This is a genomic window from Thalassotalea sp. 1_MG-2023, assembly GCF_030546745.1.
Classification (GTDB): domain Bacteria; phylum Pseudomonadota; class Gammaproteobacteria; order Enterobacterales; family Alteromonadaceae; genus Thalassotalea_C.
Genome location: NZ_JAUOPD010000011.1, coordinates 111,318 through 127,991 on the forward strand (window position 1 = coordinate 111,318; position 16,674 = coordinate 127,991).

A 16,674-nucleotide genomic window follows, 5' to 3' on the forward strand; every position below is an offset into this window, starting at 1 on the left:
GACGCTATGCTAAATGTATCAGTTCATTCATTTTACTTGCTCAATGGAAAACAGACGTCAATTTACACGCATATTGTTCTCGATAGATGCTCAACTTGAAGTAGACGAAAAAATTTACGCCGTTAACATTCATGATATTTCGTTAAACGGGGCCTTAGTCAGTGCGCCAAATACACACGTTGATATTTTGAATAAATTAGGTGTACTCCATTTCAATCTGAATGAAACTCCTGTGAGTATGCATGTTGCTATTGTTCACGTTGAGTCAGAGGAAGTCGGTTTACGTTGTAATGCTATTGATATTGATAGTGTTACTCATCTTCGACGTTTAGTCGAACTCAACTTAGGAGATGATAGCCAATTACATAAAGAACTTTCACAATTAACTCGTACATTTATCGATTAACGCTTTTAATCCAATCAAAAGGACGCATGATGAATCAACTTATTCTTTCCTTTATTTGCCCTGATCGCCCAGGATTAGTCGACACCTTATCTGACGTAGTAAAGCAGCATGAAGGTAACTGGCAAACTAGTAGCTTACATCACTTATCAGGTTTCTTTTCAGGTGTTGTTGAAATTGCAGTCTCAGAGGCAAACACCACTGCACTTATTGATAAAATACATAGTATTCCAACTATTAAATGTATTATCGAACAAACACACCAACACTCTGCATCTCAAGCAAGTATTGTATTAGAGTTAACGGCTAATGATCGCTCAGGTATCGTGCAAGATATTGCCTCTGTTGTTCATCAACAAGGTGGAAATTTATTAAAACTAGTTAGCGCACATGAGGCCGCAGCTCACACTGGGGTCGCCTTATTTAAAGCAAAAGTAAGCATTGATGTTGCTCCTCATAAGGTTGATGAACTGATAACTGCATTAGAAAGTACCGCTGATGATTTAATGGTAGATGTTTCTCGCTAAGGCGAAAATACACTAACGTCGTTCCCATCGTTATGTGAACACTTAATTTTCTATGACAGAAATATGTCAACTTTCTCATTTCTGTCATAATTCCTAGCTATACTCTTAATAATATTCAATAAAACTTTAGTAAATGATTGATAAAGAGTTATTTTTCGACAAAGAACTAAGCTGGCTATCGTTTAACGAACGTGTTTTGCAAGAAGCAGGCGATGAGCGAGTGCCTTTAATTGAACGTATTCGTTTCTTGGCCATTTATTCGGCAAATCTTGACGAATTTTTCCGAGTTCGCGTAGCGAAATTAAGACGAAAACTTTTATTAGAACGCGCAACAAGTGAAGGCGATAAAGATTCCGCTCAATACCTGTATTTAAAGCAATTATTAAGTGAAATAAATCATTCTGTAAGTCAATTAACCGAAAAGTTTCGTCTTTATGCACAACATGCATTTGCACAATTAAAAGAACACCATATCGAATTACTGTTCAACGAAGAAAACTCAACTGCTTTTAATATCCATTTAACGCCTGAAGAAAAGCGTTTTATCACTACGTTTTATCATAACCATATCGTACGTTTTATTACGCCTATTTTTATTAATTCAAACACTCAGTTAGTGAGTTGTCTTGACGATGATGGAATTTATTTTCTTGTTGCCCTCAAACAAACTGACGATGTGCAATATGCCTTAATCGAAATTCCTCGTTCAGAAGTGGATCGCTTCATTATTTTACCCAAAGAAAATCACAAAAACTTACAGCGCGTTGTGATGCTTGATGATGTGGTACATTATTTTTTAGATGATGTATTTGAAGGGATCATCAACTACACATCAATCGAAGCATATTCACTTAAGCTTACCCGTGACGCCGAATATGATTTAAATGATGAGCTCGATCAAAGCTTACTTGATAAAATGTCAAAAGGGTTAAAACAACGTTTAACCGCTGAGCCCGTTCGCTTAGGCTATGATAAGAACATGCCCGATTACATGTTGAAATACCTGAGAAAGGCGTTAAAAATAAAGGATATTAACGATTTAATCCCAGGTGTTAGATATCGTCATTATAAAGATTTTATTGCCTTTCCTAACCTGGGTGGCCCCGAATTAGAAAATCAAGAGCTGCCAGCATTAGATGCTACAGGTTTAGTACATAAAAATTTATCTTTTGATGCCATTCGTGCACAAGATATTTTAGTGTATTACCCTTATTACAAATTCAGACATTTCACCGAATTTGTCAGAAAGGCATCTTATGACCCACTAGTAAGAACCATTAAAATTAATATTTACCGAGTAGCAAAAAAGTCGGAAATTATTCATTCTTTAATGGAGGCAGTAAAAAACGGAAAACAAGTAACGGTTGTTGTAGAGCTTCGAGCAAGGTTTGATGAACAAACCAATATCACGTGGGCTCACCGCATGAAAGACGCTGGTATTAATGTAGAATTTGGCATTGATACGCTTAAAATACATTCAAAGTTATGCCTTATTACCCGTATTGAAAATGATAAAATAGTGCGCTATGCACATATTGGCACGGGAAACTTCCATGAAAAAAATGCGCGCATTTATACTGATTTTTCCTTATTTACGCACCACAAGGAAATCACACAAGAGGTAGATAATGTGTTTTCATTTATCGCCCACAGCTATAAGCGCTTTCGATTCAATCATTTAATTGTTTCGCCGTTAACATCACGTCGTCGTATTTATCAATTGATAGATAATGAAATTGAACATGCCAAACACAACAAAAAAGCAACAATCACGCTAAAAGTTAATAACTTAGTAGATATTGGTTTGATTAATAAACTCTATAATGCCAGCAATGCAGGGGTAATTATTAAGATAATTGTGCGTGGAATGTGCTCATTAATCCCCGGCAAAAAAGGCATGAGTAAAAATATTCATGTGATATCCATTGTCGATAGATTTTTAGAACACCCTCGAATCATGTTATTTCATAATAACGGCGTAAAAAACCTTTATATCAGTTCTGCTGATTGGATGGAGCGTAATATCGACCAACGAGTTGAAGTTGCTTGTCCGATATATGATCCTGTTTTGAAAAAACGTATCATCGATATTCTCGACATTCAGTTAAAAGATAATCAGAAAGCGAGATTAATTAACGAACATCAAGACAACACTTACATACCACAAGGCAATAAAAAGCCAATTAGATCACAGATTCTTATCTATAATTACTTAGCAGAACAGGAAAATAATGACCGAATAGCACTGCAGAATATTGATAAATAAGGCACTAATGACTCACAATGTACACACTCAACACGAGCAATACTTAGCTGCATTAGACATTGGCTCTAATAGTTTTCACTTTGTCTTAGCACGACATGTAAACCAACAGATTCAAATTTTGCATGCTGAAAAGTACCGAGTACAACTAGCACAAGGTCTTGATAATACTTTCACGCTGTCTGACCAAGCCATTGCTAGGGGGATAAACGCTTTAGAGAAACTTGCTACCAGTTCACAACATATCACACCGGAGAACTTTCGAGCGGTTGCGACTTATACCTTAAGACAAGCAACAAATGCAGAACAATTTTTAACCGCTGCAAAGCGCATCTTCCCATTTACCATTGAAATTATTTCAGGCCATGAAGAAGCCCGGCTAATCTACCAAGGTGTGGCGCATCACAGACAAACTAACGAACAACAATTAGTCATTGATATTGGTGGTGGTAGTACAGAATGTATAATCGGACAAGCCTACCAGATAAAAACACTAGACAGTTTACAACTCGGCTGCGTGAGTTACCAACAAGCCTTTTTTTCCGACCATATTATTTCAGAACAGGCATTCGAACAGGCGATTAGAAGCGCCTCTCATCAAGTTGATAGTATCATAAAACGCTTTATTAATTTGGGCTGGCAACACGCTATTGGTACATCTGGTACCGTAAAAGCGATTGCTAAAATCATTAATGCAGAGCAAGAAATCCCCCGTGATATCACACTTGAAGATGTTGAAAACCTTAAGAGCGCATTACTTAACTTTACGCATTTTGACGAAATAAACCTGCCAACACTAAAGGAAAGCCGCCGCAATGTGCTCTGCTCTGGTGTTGCTATTTTACTCGCAATCATGCGTTGCCTCGGCATCAAAACATTAGGCTATTGTCAATATGCGCTGCGCGAAGGCGTATTATTCGAGCAACTAGAGAATTTAAAACATAACAATGTTAGACAACGCACTGTTGAAAGCTTTATTTCACGTTTTAATATTGATTTTCATCATGCAGAAAACGTTAAATCACAGGCGATAGAGATTTACCGACAAGTTGCCAAATCATGGCAAATAAGTGAACCTATTTACTTAGAGTTACTCACTTTTGCAGCACAACTTCATGAATTAGGTGTAGACATTAACGCATCGAGTTATCACAAACACGGTAAGTATATTATTGAACAAGCGGATATGGCTGGCTTCAATCAAGAACAACAGTACGCATTAGCTTGGTTGGTGGGTAATCAACGAAAAAAAATTTCACCCTATCACGTAACAACCGAATACCTCTTAACGCATCAAGCGCTTCATAAACTATGTGTTATCTTACGTTTTAGCGTATTACTTAATCAACAACGCTATACTCAAGCAGACCTTAATCTTGTGGTCAACGGCATTAATAATCGATTTGAAGTTTTCTTAGATAAACAGTGGCTAATAAATCGTCCAATTATTAGCACCGAACTTTTTTATGAACAACAAACTTTAGAGGCAATTAATGTTACGTTAATTGTCCAATCAAATAAATATTGAGTTTATTTTCACTTAATGCGAAAAGCATCAACACTTTTTTACCTGTGCACTGATATGATTCGGTATAAATAAATATTTTTATAATTCGACGAAGAGTTTCTGGAAGTGACAAAGTAAAAAGGCTCTAACATGAGCCTTTAAATTTCATCATTAAACTTAACTGAATGGAGCAATATTTACATTAAGCCAAGTTTTTTAAATTCTTTTTCAACAACAGATGCTGGTAAAGGAATATAACCATCTTTTTCAACAATTTTTTGCCCTGATTTTGATAGTATCATTTTCAAAAATTCTGCGTCCATTGGCGCTAAAGGCTTATTTGGGTGCTTATTCACATAGACATATAAAAAGCGAGACAGTGGATACTTTTTATTTATTGCATTTTCCATTGTTGCTTCAACATAGTTATTGCCTTTTTTCGCTAATGGTAACGCACGCACACCAGATGTTTTATATCCGATACCTGAATAACCAATACCATTTAATGAAGCAGAAACCGACTGAACAACAGAAGCAGACCCAGGCTGTTCATTTACACTGTTTTTAAAATCACCTTTACATAATGCTTTTTTCTTAAAATATCCGTACGTACCTGATACAGAGTTGCGGCCATAAAGCTGAATATCTTTACCAGACCATTCTCCTGTTAAACCTAAATCACCCCAGCGATCAGCATTTTCTTGTGCACCGCATTTACGGTTATTGGAAAAAATAGCATCAACTTGATCAATGCGTAAACCTTTTATCGGGTTGTCTTTATGCACAAACACCGCTAAGGCATCAATAGCCACTCTTACAGCAACCGGCTTATAACTATATCGTTTCTCAAAAGCTTCAATTTCACGAGACTTCATTTTACGACTCATTGGACCTAAATTTGAGGTACCTTCAGTTAATGCTGGGGGCGCAGTTGATGAACCAGCCGCTTGAATTTGTATATTTACATTTGGGTAGGTACGCTTAAATTCTTCCGCCCAAAAAGTCATCATGTTCGCTAATGTGTCTGAACCTACCGAAGATAAATTACCTGAAATACCACTCACCTTTTTGTATTCTGGTAAATCTTTGTCAATTGCTATTGCAGAAAAGCTCATGACACTTGCTAGACTAATCACACTTAACGCTCGTTTAAAATTCATAATTTTCTCCAATGAGAGTATTTATATATCGAATAATTGTGAACACTATATAAAGACAATATGACAATTATATTTAAAGTTTGTGACACTTATATGACACCGTTAATATTTCCGTCATATATATAACTTCAATTATAATTATCAGCGCTCATACGAAACGAACAGGAAAATAACTTGTAGGTAGCCTATTTGATCTGATTATCAAGATATTTTCCGAATGGCTTTTGGCTCGAAATAAATAATAAATTCACTGCCCTTCCCCCACTGGCTATTTATCGCGAGCTCTGCATGATGATGATTGAGTACATGTTTAACAATTGCTAAACCTAGCCCTGAACCGCCAGTATTTCGAGAACGAGATTTATCGACACGAAAAAAGCGTTCGGTAATTCGGTTAACGTGTTCAGGTCGAATTCCGGGGCCATTATCTTTCACTGCGAATTTAGCTTTATGACCGTCTTTAACCCACGTAATATGAATTTCGCCACCAGTTGGCGTGTAAGCGATGGCATTAGAAATTAAATTAGAGCAAGCACTTTTAATCTCATTATCGATACCTTCAATCGCTAAATTAGTATCAATATCACTGGTGATACTGTGAGCCTTATCTTGATTTAACCATTTAGCATCTTCGATCAATGCAAAAATGAGTTTTGGCATATCAACAAAATGTTTCTCTTCTTCTTCGGTACTGACCTCAACACGTGACAAAATAAGCAGTTGCTCTACTAATCTATCCATACGAGATACTTGCGTTTCCATCGTAGTAAATACTTTTTGCCAATATGGATCTAATGCATTATCGGTCACTTGTACCATTTCTACGTAACCGCGCATTACGGTTAATGGAGTTTTTAATTCATGGGAAACATTAGCGACAAAATCGCGACGCATTTCCTCTAGGCGATGAATTTTACTAATATCTCTGGCCAAAAAAAGTACCTGATCTGTACCATAAGCCATCAAGCGCAATTCAATCATGAGTTCGGCATTCGCTGGGGATGGGATATGGCAAGGTACGTCGAAGTTTCCTTCATCAAGGTAGCGAGAAAACTCAGGAAAGCGTATTAGGTTATCAATACGTTGACCAACATCTCCTGGCCAGCGAACACCTAAAATACGTTGTGCTTTTTTATTGCCCCATAAAATAGTTAAATCAGCTGACAATACTAATGCAGCGTCAGGCAGGGCTTCTGCGCCATCTCTAAACTGTCGAATTTTTTCATTTAAGCGCTTTTGTTTAGCTCTGTGTTTGCGAATAACACGATACAAACCATCATACACTTGCCCCCAAAGCCCTTGCGAAATAGGTGGAGATAAACTTTTACTAACCCAAAGCCAGCGCATTAGTTTAAATAAGTGATGGTATTGCCACGTTAACAACGCAATAGCTAAAAACGCGACAAACACAAAGGCATAACCAAAAAGGTAGCCAATAAAAAAGCTCAAAGCTAAAGCAAAGAAAAGGCGAGCGAAAATCGCTTTAGCTGAAAAACTAGAATACATAAGGCTTAATTAAACACTCGCTTTTATTTTTCCTGAAAACCGATAACCAGAACCACGTACTGTTTGAATAAAATCTTCATGACCTGCACCGGTAATTGCCTTTCGTAAGCGTCTAATATGAACATCAACAGTGCGATCTTCAACATAAACATTTGTACCCCAAACATTATCTAGTAATTGTTCCCGACTATATACACGCTCAGGATGAGTCATAAAAAAGTGTAACAATCTAAACTCTGTAGGACCTAAATCAATATTACTATCATTTATCGATACTCGATGAGCAACTGGATCAAGCTTCATACCGTGAAATTCAATCGCTTCTTCAAGCGCTGTAGGCGCCACTCGGCGTATCACCGCTTTAATGCGAGCAATCAACTCTTTTGGTGAAAAAGGTTTTGTTACGTAATCGTCCACGCCAACATCAAACCCTCGTACTTTATCCTCTTCGTCGGCGCGTGCCGTTAGCATAATAATGGGAATCGAACGCGTATATTCATTCTGTTTCAACATTTTTGCTAATTTAACACCCGAGCCGCCTGGTAGCATCCAATCTAATAAGATTAAATCAGGGTATGGCTCTACCACTTTTTCTTTTGCTTGGTCAAAATCTTCAGCTTCAATAGCGTTAAAACCATTTTGTTCTAACACGAAAGTGATCATTTCCCTGATTGGTGCTTCGTCTTCAACGACCAAAATTTGTCTGTTCATGTATTAAACTTCCCATTAGGCATGTGACAATATCTAATGAACATTGTGATAAGTTTTTGTGACAATTTTATGACATGGGTAAAATTTTATTTCATCATTGCCGATGTTGCACTACAACACAAGAAAAAAGCGACTATTCAGCCGCTTTTTATAGAGAAGCACAACACCTTTTACACAAGAGGTTGCTAATATTTAAAAGTTATATTCAAGCCCAACTCCCAAATAATCTTCATCTGCACCGCTATCCATATCAAATGTTGTATAAAAGCCAAAGGCTTTAATATTTTTGGCTAGCTTATAATCTGCACCTACTGTAATACCAGATTTATCATCACCACCTTCAAATTCTGCCGTTTGAAACTGTCCTTTTAACACCCAATCATCAATATTGTACTTCCCTGATAAGAGAAAGCCGTCCATCTCTTGTCCTGAACTTACGCTTTCTTGTGTTTGGGCAATTGCACCAAGGATAAAGCCACCTAATTTTCCTGAAATAACAGCACGCGTAACATCGTAACCGGCCATCTCTGAATCAAAGGCTAACGCAGCATAAAATGTAGATTTTTTTAATGCTTTATCGCCGTACATTAACGCAATTGAACTGGCATCTTCACCATCAACACTGTCTTCAACCACATACGTCATCCCCAATTGAAAACCACTAAATTTTTTCGTTTTATAAGTGATGCTGTCAGAAACACGGTTCTCACCTTTCCATAAAGCCTTAATATCAGCGTTTAAATCACTAAAAACATCAACTTTACCCTGAGATTGCTTTAATAGCGTGTCATTTTTGCCAATCAACACCTCACCAAAGTTGCCTTTTAAACCTATATACTGATTTCGATCGGTTATACTGTCTCCTTTCGCACTATCACCGTCTAAATCAACACCGAATTCTGCCTTGTAAACAACAGTCAATCCATCCGAAATTGCTTGTTCACCCTTAAAGCCAATACGTGAATTATTACTTTTTACTTCAGTAAAAGATCCTTCACCTTCATCAGAAGATTGCACGGTAACATTTGCTTTACCATATATATCTATGCCATCTGCAACACTTGGTGCTGACATTGCAGTAAAAACAGCAATGGCAAGAGAATTATAATAACGTTTCATGAGACTACCCTTTCAAATGTATATTGAATATATTTGTCGCACATTGTGCCGAAACTAAATGACACTTTTGTGACAATATGACTTTTTTTTTACATCAAAATGAATTTATTACGTCACTTTTGTGTACGATTTATTTCAGTTTAATGACAAACTGACTAAACTGCATTATAAAAACTATAGTCTATCCCCTAGAAAAATAAGAAAAATAATAGAATAAATTTCGTATTTTTTTCAAAAAACACTTTAATCAAACGATAAAATAGCTACAATCAAATTAGGTATTGCTCAAATAGAAGATAAAATGAAAATAACAAGTATCTCTCGCAAATTGCTTACAAGAGTTTTGTCTTTTTATTTTGTCTTAACCTTTCTAGTCACATGTGTGCAAATTGGCGCCGAATATATCAATACCAAAAAACATATTAATGATGAGTTACAAACATTAGAAAAAACATTTTCAAGTAGTTTAACGCGCGCAGTATGGGAACTGAATACTCAACAAGCCATTGATATTGCAGAAGGCCTTGTGGCTATTCCAATGATAAAAGGCATAAAAGTTACCGATGAAAACAATCAAGTAATTACGCAGCTTGGTGCCAATGCCTCGCTTTCAGATACACAAATAAAAAAAGCTGATTACTTTAATATCAACGCCTTTTCAGACAGTTTGTTTGGTCATTCTTTCCCCTTAATTTTTGAGTTTTCAGGCCGGACTACCAAAGTTGGTTCAGTGACCCTTCTCTCAAGTAACCAAGTTATCTTTAATCGGATAGAAGTGGGTATTTACTTTCTTATTGGTAACGCAATGGTGAAAACAGCGGCGCTAATGTTATTGTTTTCTTTTGCCTTTTCTCAATTATTAACAAACCCACTCAACGAACTGACCGAACAAATTAACCAGTTTGATATGGACGACCCAGAAGCGTCTAAAATTCACATGGTTAATTATGAACAAAATGAATTGAGCGTTTTACAAAACGCCTACAATAATTTGTTATCTGAACTGGCAAAATATAAAGAAGAACTCGCCCTAGCACAAAACGAGATCATTGCTTCAAACCGAAAACTCGATGAGCAAAATTTAATGTTAGAGCAAGAAGTAGCTCGCAAGACATCTTCATTGAGTACTACCATGTTAAAAATGGAACGCCAACAACGTGAATTACTCACGCAACAAAGCCAATTAAAAGAAGAAAATAAACGCCGAAGCATCACTGAAAAAACCCTTATTGACACTAACAAAGAACTCAAAAGCTCTATAAATGAATTAAATAAAGCGCAAGACCGTTTGCTTGAATCAGAGAAAATGGCAGTATTAGGTGCTCTATCAGCAGAAGTGTCTCACGAAATAAACACACCTATTGGTGTTAGTATTACCTCTATCAGCTACCTTGCTGATCTTCTTACTGAATTAAATAACGACATTGAAGAACAAAAATTGAGTAAGCGAAGCCTTGAAGAGTTTACCCAAAACGCTGGACAAAGCGTTGCTTTATTAATCAACAACCTCAATAGAGCTTCAGAATTAATTTCCAGCTATAAACAAGTCGCGGTAGACCAAACCAGTGATAAAATTAGACAAATAAATGTCGCAAAATATCTTGATGAAATTATTCAATCACTGCACCCTAAACTCAAGAAAACCAATCACAGAATTAAAGTAAACTGTCCTGAAAATTTAGATGTGTATTGCCATGCAGGTGCTATATCACAAATTTTCACTAACTTAATTATTAATTCAATTATCCATGGTTTTGATGGCATCAATCGAGGTAAAATTAATATTGATGTTCATATGAATAACAAAGATGTAGAAATTGTTTACCAAGACAATGGTGTTGGTGTGACAGAAACCCAATTACCCTTACTATTTGATCCTTTTTTCACCACAAAAGCAGGAAAAGGCGGGACTGGGTTAGGTACTCATATTGTGCATAACTTGGTCACAGACACCCTCAACGGTAGCATTCAAGCTGAGTCTAAAAAAGGCCATGGATTAACTTACATCATTAATTTTACAGATATGCAGTAATCGCATATTTTGCTTTTTGTCGCTTCAATAACTTTTCAATCATAAACTAATGATTAATTAATCATGTTAATTGGTATAAGATAACGCCCTTTCAAAAATAAAAGGCGAATTATCGCCCACGAGAGTTTTCAATGTGGTTTAAAAATTTATACTTTTTCGCTTTTACGCGTCCTTTCGAATGGTCTGAGCAAGACTTAATCAAACACCTAAATGAACATTTATTTACTCCTTGTGCATCAACTGAAATGTCACACTTTGGCTGGGTTAACGCCCTAGGAAAACACGGTGATTCAGTAGTACATTCGGTGAATGGCAATCACTTATTGTGTGCACGTAAAGAAGAAAAGATTTTACCTGCCCCTGTGATCAAAGAAATGTTAGAAGAGAAAATGGCCTTGCTAGAAAACGAGCACGGTCGCAGTGCAACAAAAAAAGAAAAAGAACAATTTAAAGAAGACATCATTTTTGAACTACTGCCCAGAGCCTTTTCTCGTGTTACTGACACTCATGGCTATATCAATGCCGAACACAATATCATTGTTATCAATTCAAGTAGTCGCGCAAAAGCGGAAGACTTTTTAGCATTACTTCGTAAAGTGTTAGGTACCTTACCTGTTACTAGCGTATCTCCTGAAAAAGCGCCAGATGAATTAATGACGGATTGGTTAACCGAAAACAATCTTGGTGAGTCATTTGAATTAGGGACAGAAGCTGAACTACATGGATTAGGTGATGACGGGGCGATAGTGCGTGTTAAAAACCAAGATTTAACAAGCGATGAAATGAAAAGCCATTTAGATGCCGAAAAGTTTGCTGTTAAGTTAGAGCTTGTTTGGGACGACGCTTTATCTTGTATCCTCTGTGACGATTTCGCTATAAAGCGTTTAAAGTTCTTTGATGTATTACACGAACAAAATGAAGATATCGACAAAGATGACGTAGTAGCACGTCTTGACGCCGACTTTGCACTAATGGCCGGCGAAATTAATCGTTTTATTGGTGACTTACTGCACGAGTTTAACTGTAAAACAACAGATTATTTAGAAAGCTAACAACACTATGTTATGTTCAGCTAAAAAGCATTAAGCCCTTTTTTAGCTGAACATATCTTTAACATCTCGGTGCATATCTTTAAACTCATCTGACGACATAAAGTCAATATCAGGTAATATTCCTTTAGCAACATAACTTTTTAATAAGACTTCTTGTGTCGATTCATTTTTAAAAATACCATTATGAATTGCACCCGCGCGTATAAAGTCTAAATAATGTACCTCTGCGGGTAATACCGTTAAATCACTCCAGTTTAATACAATATCAGTAAACTCTTGTGATAAATCCCAAGCAATCGTAATTTCAGCACCTATTTTATTTGAAAGCTTAATAATCGCTTGTTGCAAAAATGTTGGATTGGCGAAAACATCTGGATGATTCTCAGCTTCCGTTAATATGGGTAACACGCCAATACTGTGTATAAGCGCAGCTAAGGTTAGAGTGTCTAATGTCAAAGGGCTGTGCTTGTGATCTCGTTGATAAAATGTCATCAATACCATAGCAACTGATGCTACCTCGATCGTTTTAGCCCACGACTTTTTCAAGTATAAAGAAACAATTTCATTTTCAGAAACAAACACCTGTTCTAAGGCCATGGCTGTTGCAACACTTTTTATTTGTCTCAAACCAATACGAGTAACAGCTTGATTAACAGTCTCGACTTTTACTCCTCGGCCTAATATGGCACTGTTCGCTACTTTCAACATGCCCATTGAAAGAGCAGGATCATGCGCAATTATATCGCTCATATCCCCTAGGTTAATTTGCGGGTCATCTGCCGCCTCTCTAACCCTTAATGCAACTTCTGGTAAAGTGGGAAGTACAAGTGATTTTTGTTTGATTTTTTCAACAAGGATGGTGTACAACGCATTCTCTGTTCCCATTTGTTACGCCCTTTAAATAATTGTTAATCCATTTAAAAATAGCACACTATTTTATTGCGTGTAGTGCTTTCATCAGTATTTATATATTTTTATGAAATTACTGTTTAACAAACTTAGGGTTTGAGTTTTTCGACCAACTCAGGTTATTACTGGCGAATTTCCTCTCAAAATTGAAAAGTGAACAACAACAATTTTTAACAGTGCTTATCTACCTGAATCTATCCTCGCTAATTCATATCAGATTGAATGAAATATTTATCGTTAAAGCATAAGCTCATTGTTTCAAATAAATTCATTACTTTTTGAGTGTGGCAAGTAACCTGACCTATATATGAGCAAAATAAAAAACACAAACGCTAAACAAATCGCCAGTACGTCAGAGTAGTCAAACGTTCTTGCTTCTGAGCCAAATAGCTGACTGATTTCATAAATCAATGAACCTATTAAAACATAAATACAGTTAGTTAAATGTTCCTTTTCAGACACTAAGAAACAAATAAGTAACATCCCTAATGTATAAAAAAATGATGGAGCAGAACCAAGAATTAAGGAGAATAAAGGGCCATCAACCTCACTTCTCACATCTTGTATAAAAAAGGTAATGAGTATACAAATAGAAATTAAAGTAATGATAATCAATGAGGATTTCGTATCTTTTTTTTCATTATGGGTTCCAAACTTCACTTACCTTAAGTTTAATAATCAGTGTTCTGATTCAATACCCTATACAAATAGACCTGTAACTTTTGGTTTAGATCTATATGAAATGTGTTGGTTTATTGGAGGCGAGAAAGATTTTCTCACCCCTGTTTATCTATGAAGCAATCATCAAATCTGCCTATTTATTTTCAGTCAAACAACGTATAAACCTTGTTAAGAAGGCTGGCACAAAAGGTAGGGTGAGCAGCTAATATTGGCAATTTAAAAACACTGTAAAAAGCTTGTATAAAGGTTGGCTAGGCATCAAGTGAATTAAAACGCCTTATGTATTGCCAACATAATATTTTAGGTGAAGTGAAATAAAATAGAGAGAGTTTAACCGCTAAACACTAAAAGGATAAGCAATGGCTTCATGTTGGTGATAGCCTTTAACCGTAAAGTCGTCCGTTGTCACCCCTGTTTCCAAATTTTTAACGATTTAATATCAGATTAATTTCAAGCAGTGGTGAAGCAAAAGAATCTCGCATAAATAGTCTTTTACTGATAATACTTTCCATTAAATACTAACCAATAATAAGAGTAATAAAATCAAACAAGAAATAATGATAAAGAACTTCCCCTGCCTTGAGCGCTCATGCTGTTCCCATTGATGCTGTTTTTTAAACTCTTCTAATTGGTAGTCATTAAGTTCTGAGCAATGCCCACATTGGCCTTTAGAGCCATCTGTGTATAACCCGCATCTACTACAACGCTTTTGTCTTAACTTTTTAACCAATAAAGCAAAGCTCATACCTGCCGACATATTAAAGCCTTTTTTGTGGTATATAAAAGAATCCCTAAACTGAAACCGCTTAAATGAGCTGAGTGGCTAACATTATTCGGCAATAAACTTACAGATAGCTCTATAAAAATCACCAACGCTACGAGAGACAGTGCTACGTTGCTATGTTTCTTTTGAAAAAGCTGGCATATAGTAACTGCTATTAATGTATAAGCACCGCCTGACGCACCTAATAAGGCATCGAAAGGAGTATTGAAGAGCTTGTGAACAAAAAAAGTAACTATATGAGAACCAACTGCTCCAATATAAAATACATAAAAAATAAAAAATTTGTTCACTTTTGGCATCATCGAGGCAAAAAGTATAGTTAACACAATGTTAACTAACCAATGATTTATGTCTCCATGTAAGAGTGGACCAATTAAAAATCGCCAAAAGGAGCTTAAATCAATTTCTGGATAATAATTTCCATAATACATGACAAAAGCTTCAAAACTCCCTAATTGATCAGAAAAATAGAATTGTAATAACAGAGTTATACAAAAAAACGGTATAAATAATAAAAATACGCCCTTGAATGATTTTTGGATTTCAAACAAAAACTCTACTTTTTGTTTGCAACTATTTAAGCTTTTTATGCTTAACCACATATCGATACTAATTACTAACAATAACATCATAAATAGTGAAATGTGTTGGACAATCAAAGTAGTTGGCCTAAAAATTAAAGCAGCACAAATAAGCAACATACTGATTAATAAAAAAACAAAGCTTCTCTGTGTAGAATATTTATAAGCCTTATAAAATTTTTTTCCTAATATTGAATGGTGTGTTGGTAACACAAATTCTTTGTTTTCATCTTGGATCATCCAGCCTTCGATAGGCCTCCAACCTTTGATAAACACTTCTAAATTTTTTAATTTCTTTGGCCTTTTTCCATATTGTCCAACTAGCATGATATGTTCCATTTGTTAGTAGAGAAATGCTAAAGAAAAATCACTTTAGCATTAAGGGCTTAATTAGTCCTTCATCATCCAAATGCAAAGCAACACAGCTCCTGTTGCTATCAAACCTACTCCAGTGCTACCTACGGCGAAAGCCGCTGCTGCAATAGCCCCTTCGGCCATCGCACCTCTTTCTGCGCTTAGTCCACCATCTACTTGTTCTATCTCATTTACGTTTAATTCACGCATAATATTACGCTCCATGTATCCAGCATTTTCTAATCAATAACGCTGGTTTGTTGATTGACTCAATCTCACCATGAGAATGAGCAGTTAATAAGGCTGACTTTAATTTCTCACGCAAACGTTCGCTAAAGGCAGCCGCTTGTATCTCCTGAAAACATTTAATCTTTAGGGTTTGTTGATCTGTCATACAGCTTGATTGCAGTACTGATTTCTCATCATCAGATAACAGCACTGTACCCTATCTTCAGAAGATAGAATCAAAGGTAGGGTGTTCTGCCAATATAGGCAATTGAAAAACATTGTGAAAAGCTTGTATAAAGGTTGGCTAGGCATTAAGCGAATTAACACGCCTTATGTATTGCCAACATAATATTTTCGGTGAAGTGAAATAAAATAGAGAGAGTCTAACCGCTAAACACTAAAAAGATAAGTAATGGCTTCATGTTGCTGGCACCCATATTTCAAGGTTTTTATGTAAATAGCAAGACTTGATCCTGCCAGTTATTAAAGTTTGATGAAACCAATTAGAAATGTTCAAAGTTTTGAGCCCATGCTTAGTTTAAATGCTAGGTTAAAAGGTTATTTGGACAACTTAAACCACTTTAACAAGTTTACATTCAGAGCATATAATATTAGGTAAATACCCACGGCAATTGCTCCAATGTGACTAAAAGTATAACCTTGCTCCACATTAAAAAAGTTAAGGCCAATGCTCGCTGAGTATATAAAAAAGACACCCAAACAAAAACTTAGTAATCTGAAAAACATGATATTACCCCGTTATAGCTTTACAGTAGGCATTTGTAGTGGTCAACTAAAACTGGCCACCTTGTTATAAGTTTTCCAATATTTGTGTTCGGCCTCTAATGGCGATAACC

Annotated in this window: 16 protein-coding genes; 6 read left to right on the plus strand and 10 right to left on the minus strand. The window is 36.1% G+C overall.

The window, feature by feature from the left end; translation table 11 throughout:
• The first annotated feature begins 43 nt into the window (after positions 1-43).
• The 4 genes from Q4489_RS10725 (at position 44) to Q4489_RS10740 (ending at position 4,721) form a co-directional block, all read left to right on the plus strand.
• Positions 44-406 carry a PilZ domain-containing protein gene (locus Q4489_RS10725; RefSeq protein ID WP_303480071.1) on the plus strand — a complete coding sequence of 121 codons (363 nt, stop codon included), beginning with the start codon at positions 44-46 and terminating at the stop codon, positions 404-406.
• Positions 407-432: 26 nt separating this feature from the next.
• Complete coding sequence (locus Q4489_RS10730; RefSeq protein WP_303480073.1) at positions 433-930, plus strand: glycine cleavage system protein R; 498 nt, start codon at positions 433-435, stop codon at positions 928-930.
• Between the two features lie 133 nt (positions 931-1,063).
• Positions 1,064-3,196: a polyphosphate kinase 1 gene (gene ppk1, locus Q4489_RS10735; protein ID WP_303480075.1), complete on the plus strand. Its 2,133-nt coding sequence runs from the start codon at positions 1,064-1,066 to the stop codon at positions 3,194-3,196.
• Positions 3,197-3,203: 7 nt separating this feature from the next.
• Entirely contained in the window at positions 3,204-4,721 is a 1,518-nt protein-coding gene (locus Q4489_RS10740; protein WP_303480077.1) for a Ppx/GppA phosphatase family protein, read from the plus strand.
• 176 nt (positions 4,722-4,897) lie between these two features.
• On the opposite strand, the gene Q4489_RS10745 is transcribed toward Q4489_RS10740, so the two are convergent.
• From Q4489_RS10745 to Q4489_RS10760, 4 genes are all read right to left on the minus strand, one after another.
• Entirely contained in the window at positions 4,898-5,860 is a 963-nt protein-coding gene (locus tag Q4489_RS10745) for a PstS family phosphate ABC transporter substrate-binding protein (protein ID WP_303480079.1), read from the minus strand.
• Positions 5,861-6,061: 201 nt separating this feature from the next.
• Positions 6,062-7,366: a phosphate regulon sensor histidine kinase PhoR gene (phoR, locus tag Q4489_RS10750; RefSeq protein WP_303480081.1), complete on the minus strand. Its 1,305-nt coding sequence runs from the start codon at positions 7,364-7,366 to the stop codon at positions 6,062-6,064.
• A gap of 9 nt (positions 7,367-7,375) precedes the next feature.
• On the minus strand, positions 7,376-8,077 hold the full coding sequence (phoB, locus tag Q4489_RS10755; protein ID WP_074498903.1) for a phosphate regulon transcriptional regulator PhoB: 702 nt from the start codon (positions 8,075-8,077) through the stop codon (positions 7,376-7,378).
• Between the two features lie 192 nt (positions 8,078-8,269).
• A complete protein-coding gene (locus tag Q4489_RS10760) occupies positions 8,270-9,196 on the minus strand; it encodes a porin (RefSeq protein WP_303480085.1) in 927 nt (308 codons plus the stop codon).
• Positions 9,197-9,497: 301 nt separating this feature from the next.
• Between Q4489_RS10760 and Q4489_RS10765 the strand changes: the two genes are divergently transcribed.
• Both Q4489_RS10765 and rdgC read left to right on the plus strand, forming a co-directional pair.
• Complete coding sequence (locus Q4489_RS10765; protein WP_303480088.1) at positions 9,498-11,228, plus strand: HAMP domain-containing sensor histidine kinase; 1,731 nt, start codon at positions 9,498-9,500, stop codon at positions 11,226-11,228.
• 131 nt (positions 11,229-11,359) lie between these two features.
• The gene (rdgC, locus tag Q4489_RS10770; protein WP_303480089.1) at positions 11,360-12,280 is read left to right on the plus strand and encodes a recombination-associated protein RdgC; all 921 of its coding nucleotides are present in this window, start codon (positions 11,360-11,362) and stop codon (positions 12,278-12,280) included.
• A 42-nt stretch (positions 12,281-12,322) separates the two neighbouring features.
• On the opposite strand, the gene Q4489_RS10775 is transcribed toward rdgC, so the two are convergent.
• The 6 genes from Q4489_RS10775 to Q4489_RS10800 all read right to left on the minus strand — a co-directional run bounded on the left by Q4489_RS10775 (position 12,323) and on the right by Q4489_RS10800 (position 16,028).
• Positions 12,323-13,165 carry an HDOD domain-containing protein gene (locus Q4489_RS10775; RefSeq protein ID WP_303480092.1) on the minus strand — a complete coding sequence of 281 codons (843 nt, stop codon included), beginning with the start codon at positions 13,163-13,165 and terminating at the stop codon, positions 12,323-12,325.
• 282 nt (positions 13,166-13,447) lie between these two features.
• On the minus strand, positions 13,448-13,849 hold the full coding sequence (locus Q4489_RS10780) for a hypothetical protein (RefSeq protein WP_303480095.1): 402 nt from the start codon (positions 13,847-13,849) through the stop codon (positions 13,448-13,450).
• 532 nt (positions 13,850-14,381) lie between these two features.
• Complete coding sequence (locus Q4489_RS10785) at positions 14,382-14,627, minus strand: hypothetical protein (protein WP_303480098.1); 246 nt, start codon at positions 14,625-14,627, stop codon at positions 14,382-14,384.
• Positions 14,612-15,562: a rhomboid family intramembrane serine protease gene (locus Q4489_RS10790; RefSeq protein WP_303480100.1), complete on the minus strand. Its 951-nt coding sequence runs from the start codon at positions 15,560-15,562 to the stop codon at positions 14,612-14,614. Before Q4489_RS10790 ends, Q4489_RS10785 begins: the two co-directional genes overlap by 16 nt.
• A 63-nt stretch (positions 15,563-15,625) precedes the next feature.
• The gene (locus Q4489_RS10795) at positions 15,626-15,799 is read right to left on the minus strand and encodes a hypothetical protein (protein WP_303480103.1); all 174 of its coding nucleotides are present in this window, start codon (positions 15,797-15,799) and stop codon (positions 15,626-15,628) included.
• Positions 15,800-15,803: 4 nt separating this feature from the next.
• Complete coding sequence (locus Q4489_RS10800) at positions 15,804-16,028, minus strand: hypothetical protein (protein ID WP_303480106.1); 225 nt, start codon at positions 16,026-16,028, stop codon at positions 15,804-15,806.
• Positions 16,029-16,674: the final 646 nt, after the last annotated feature.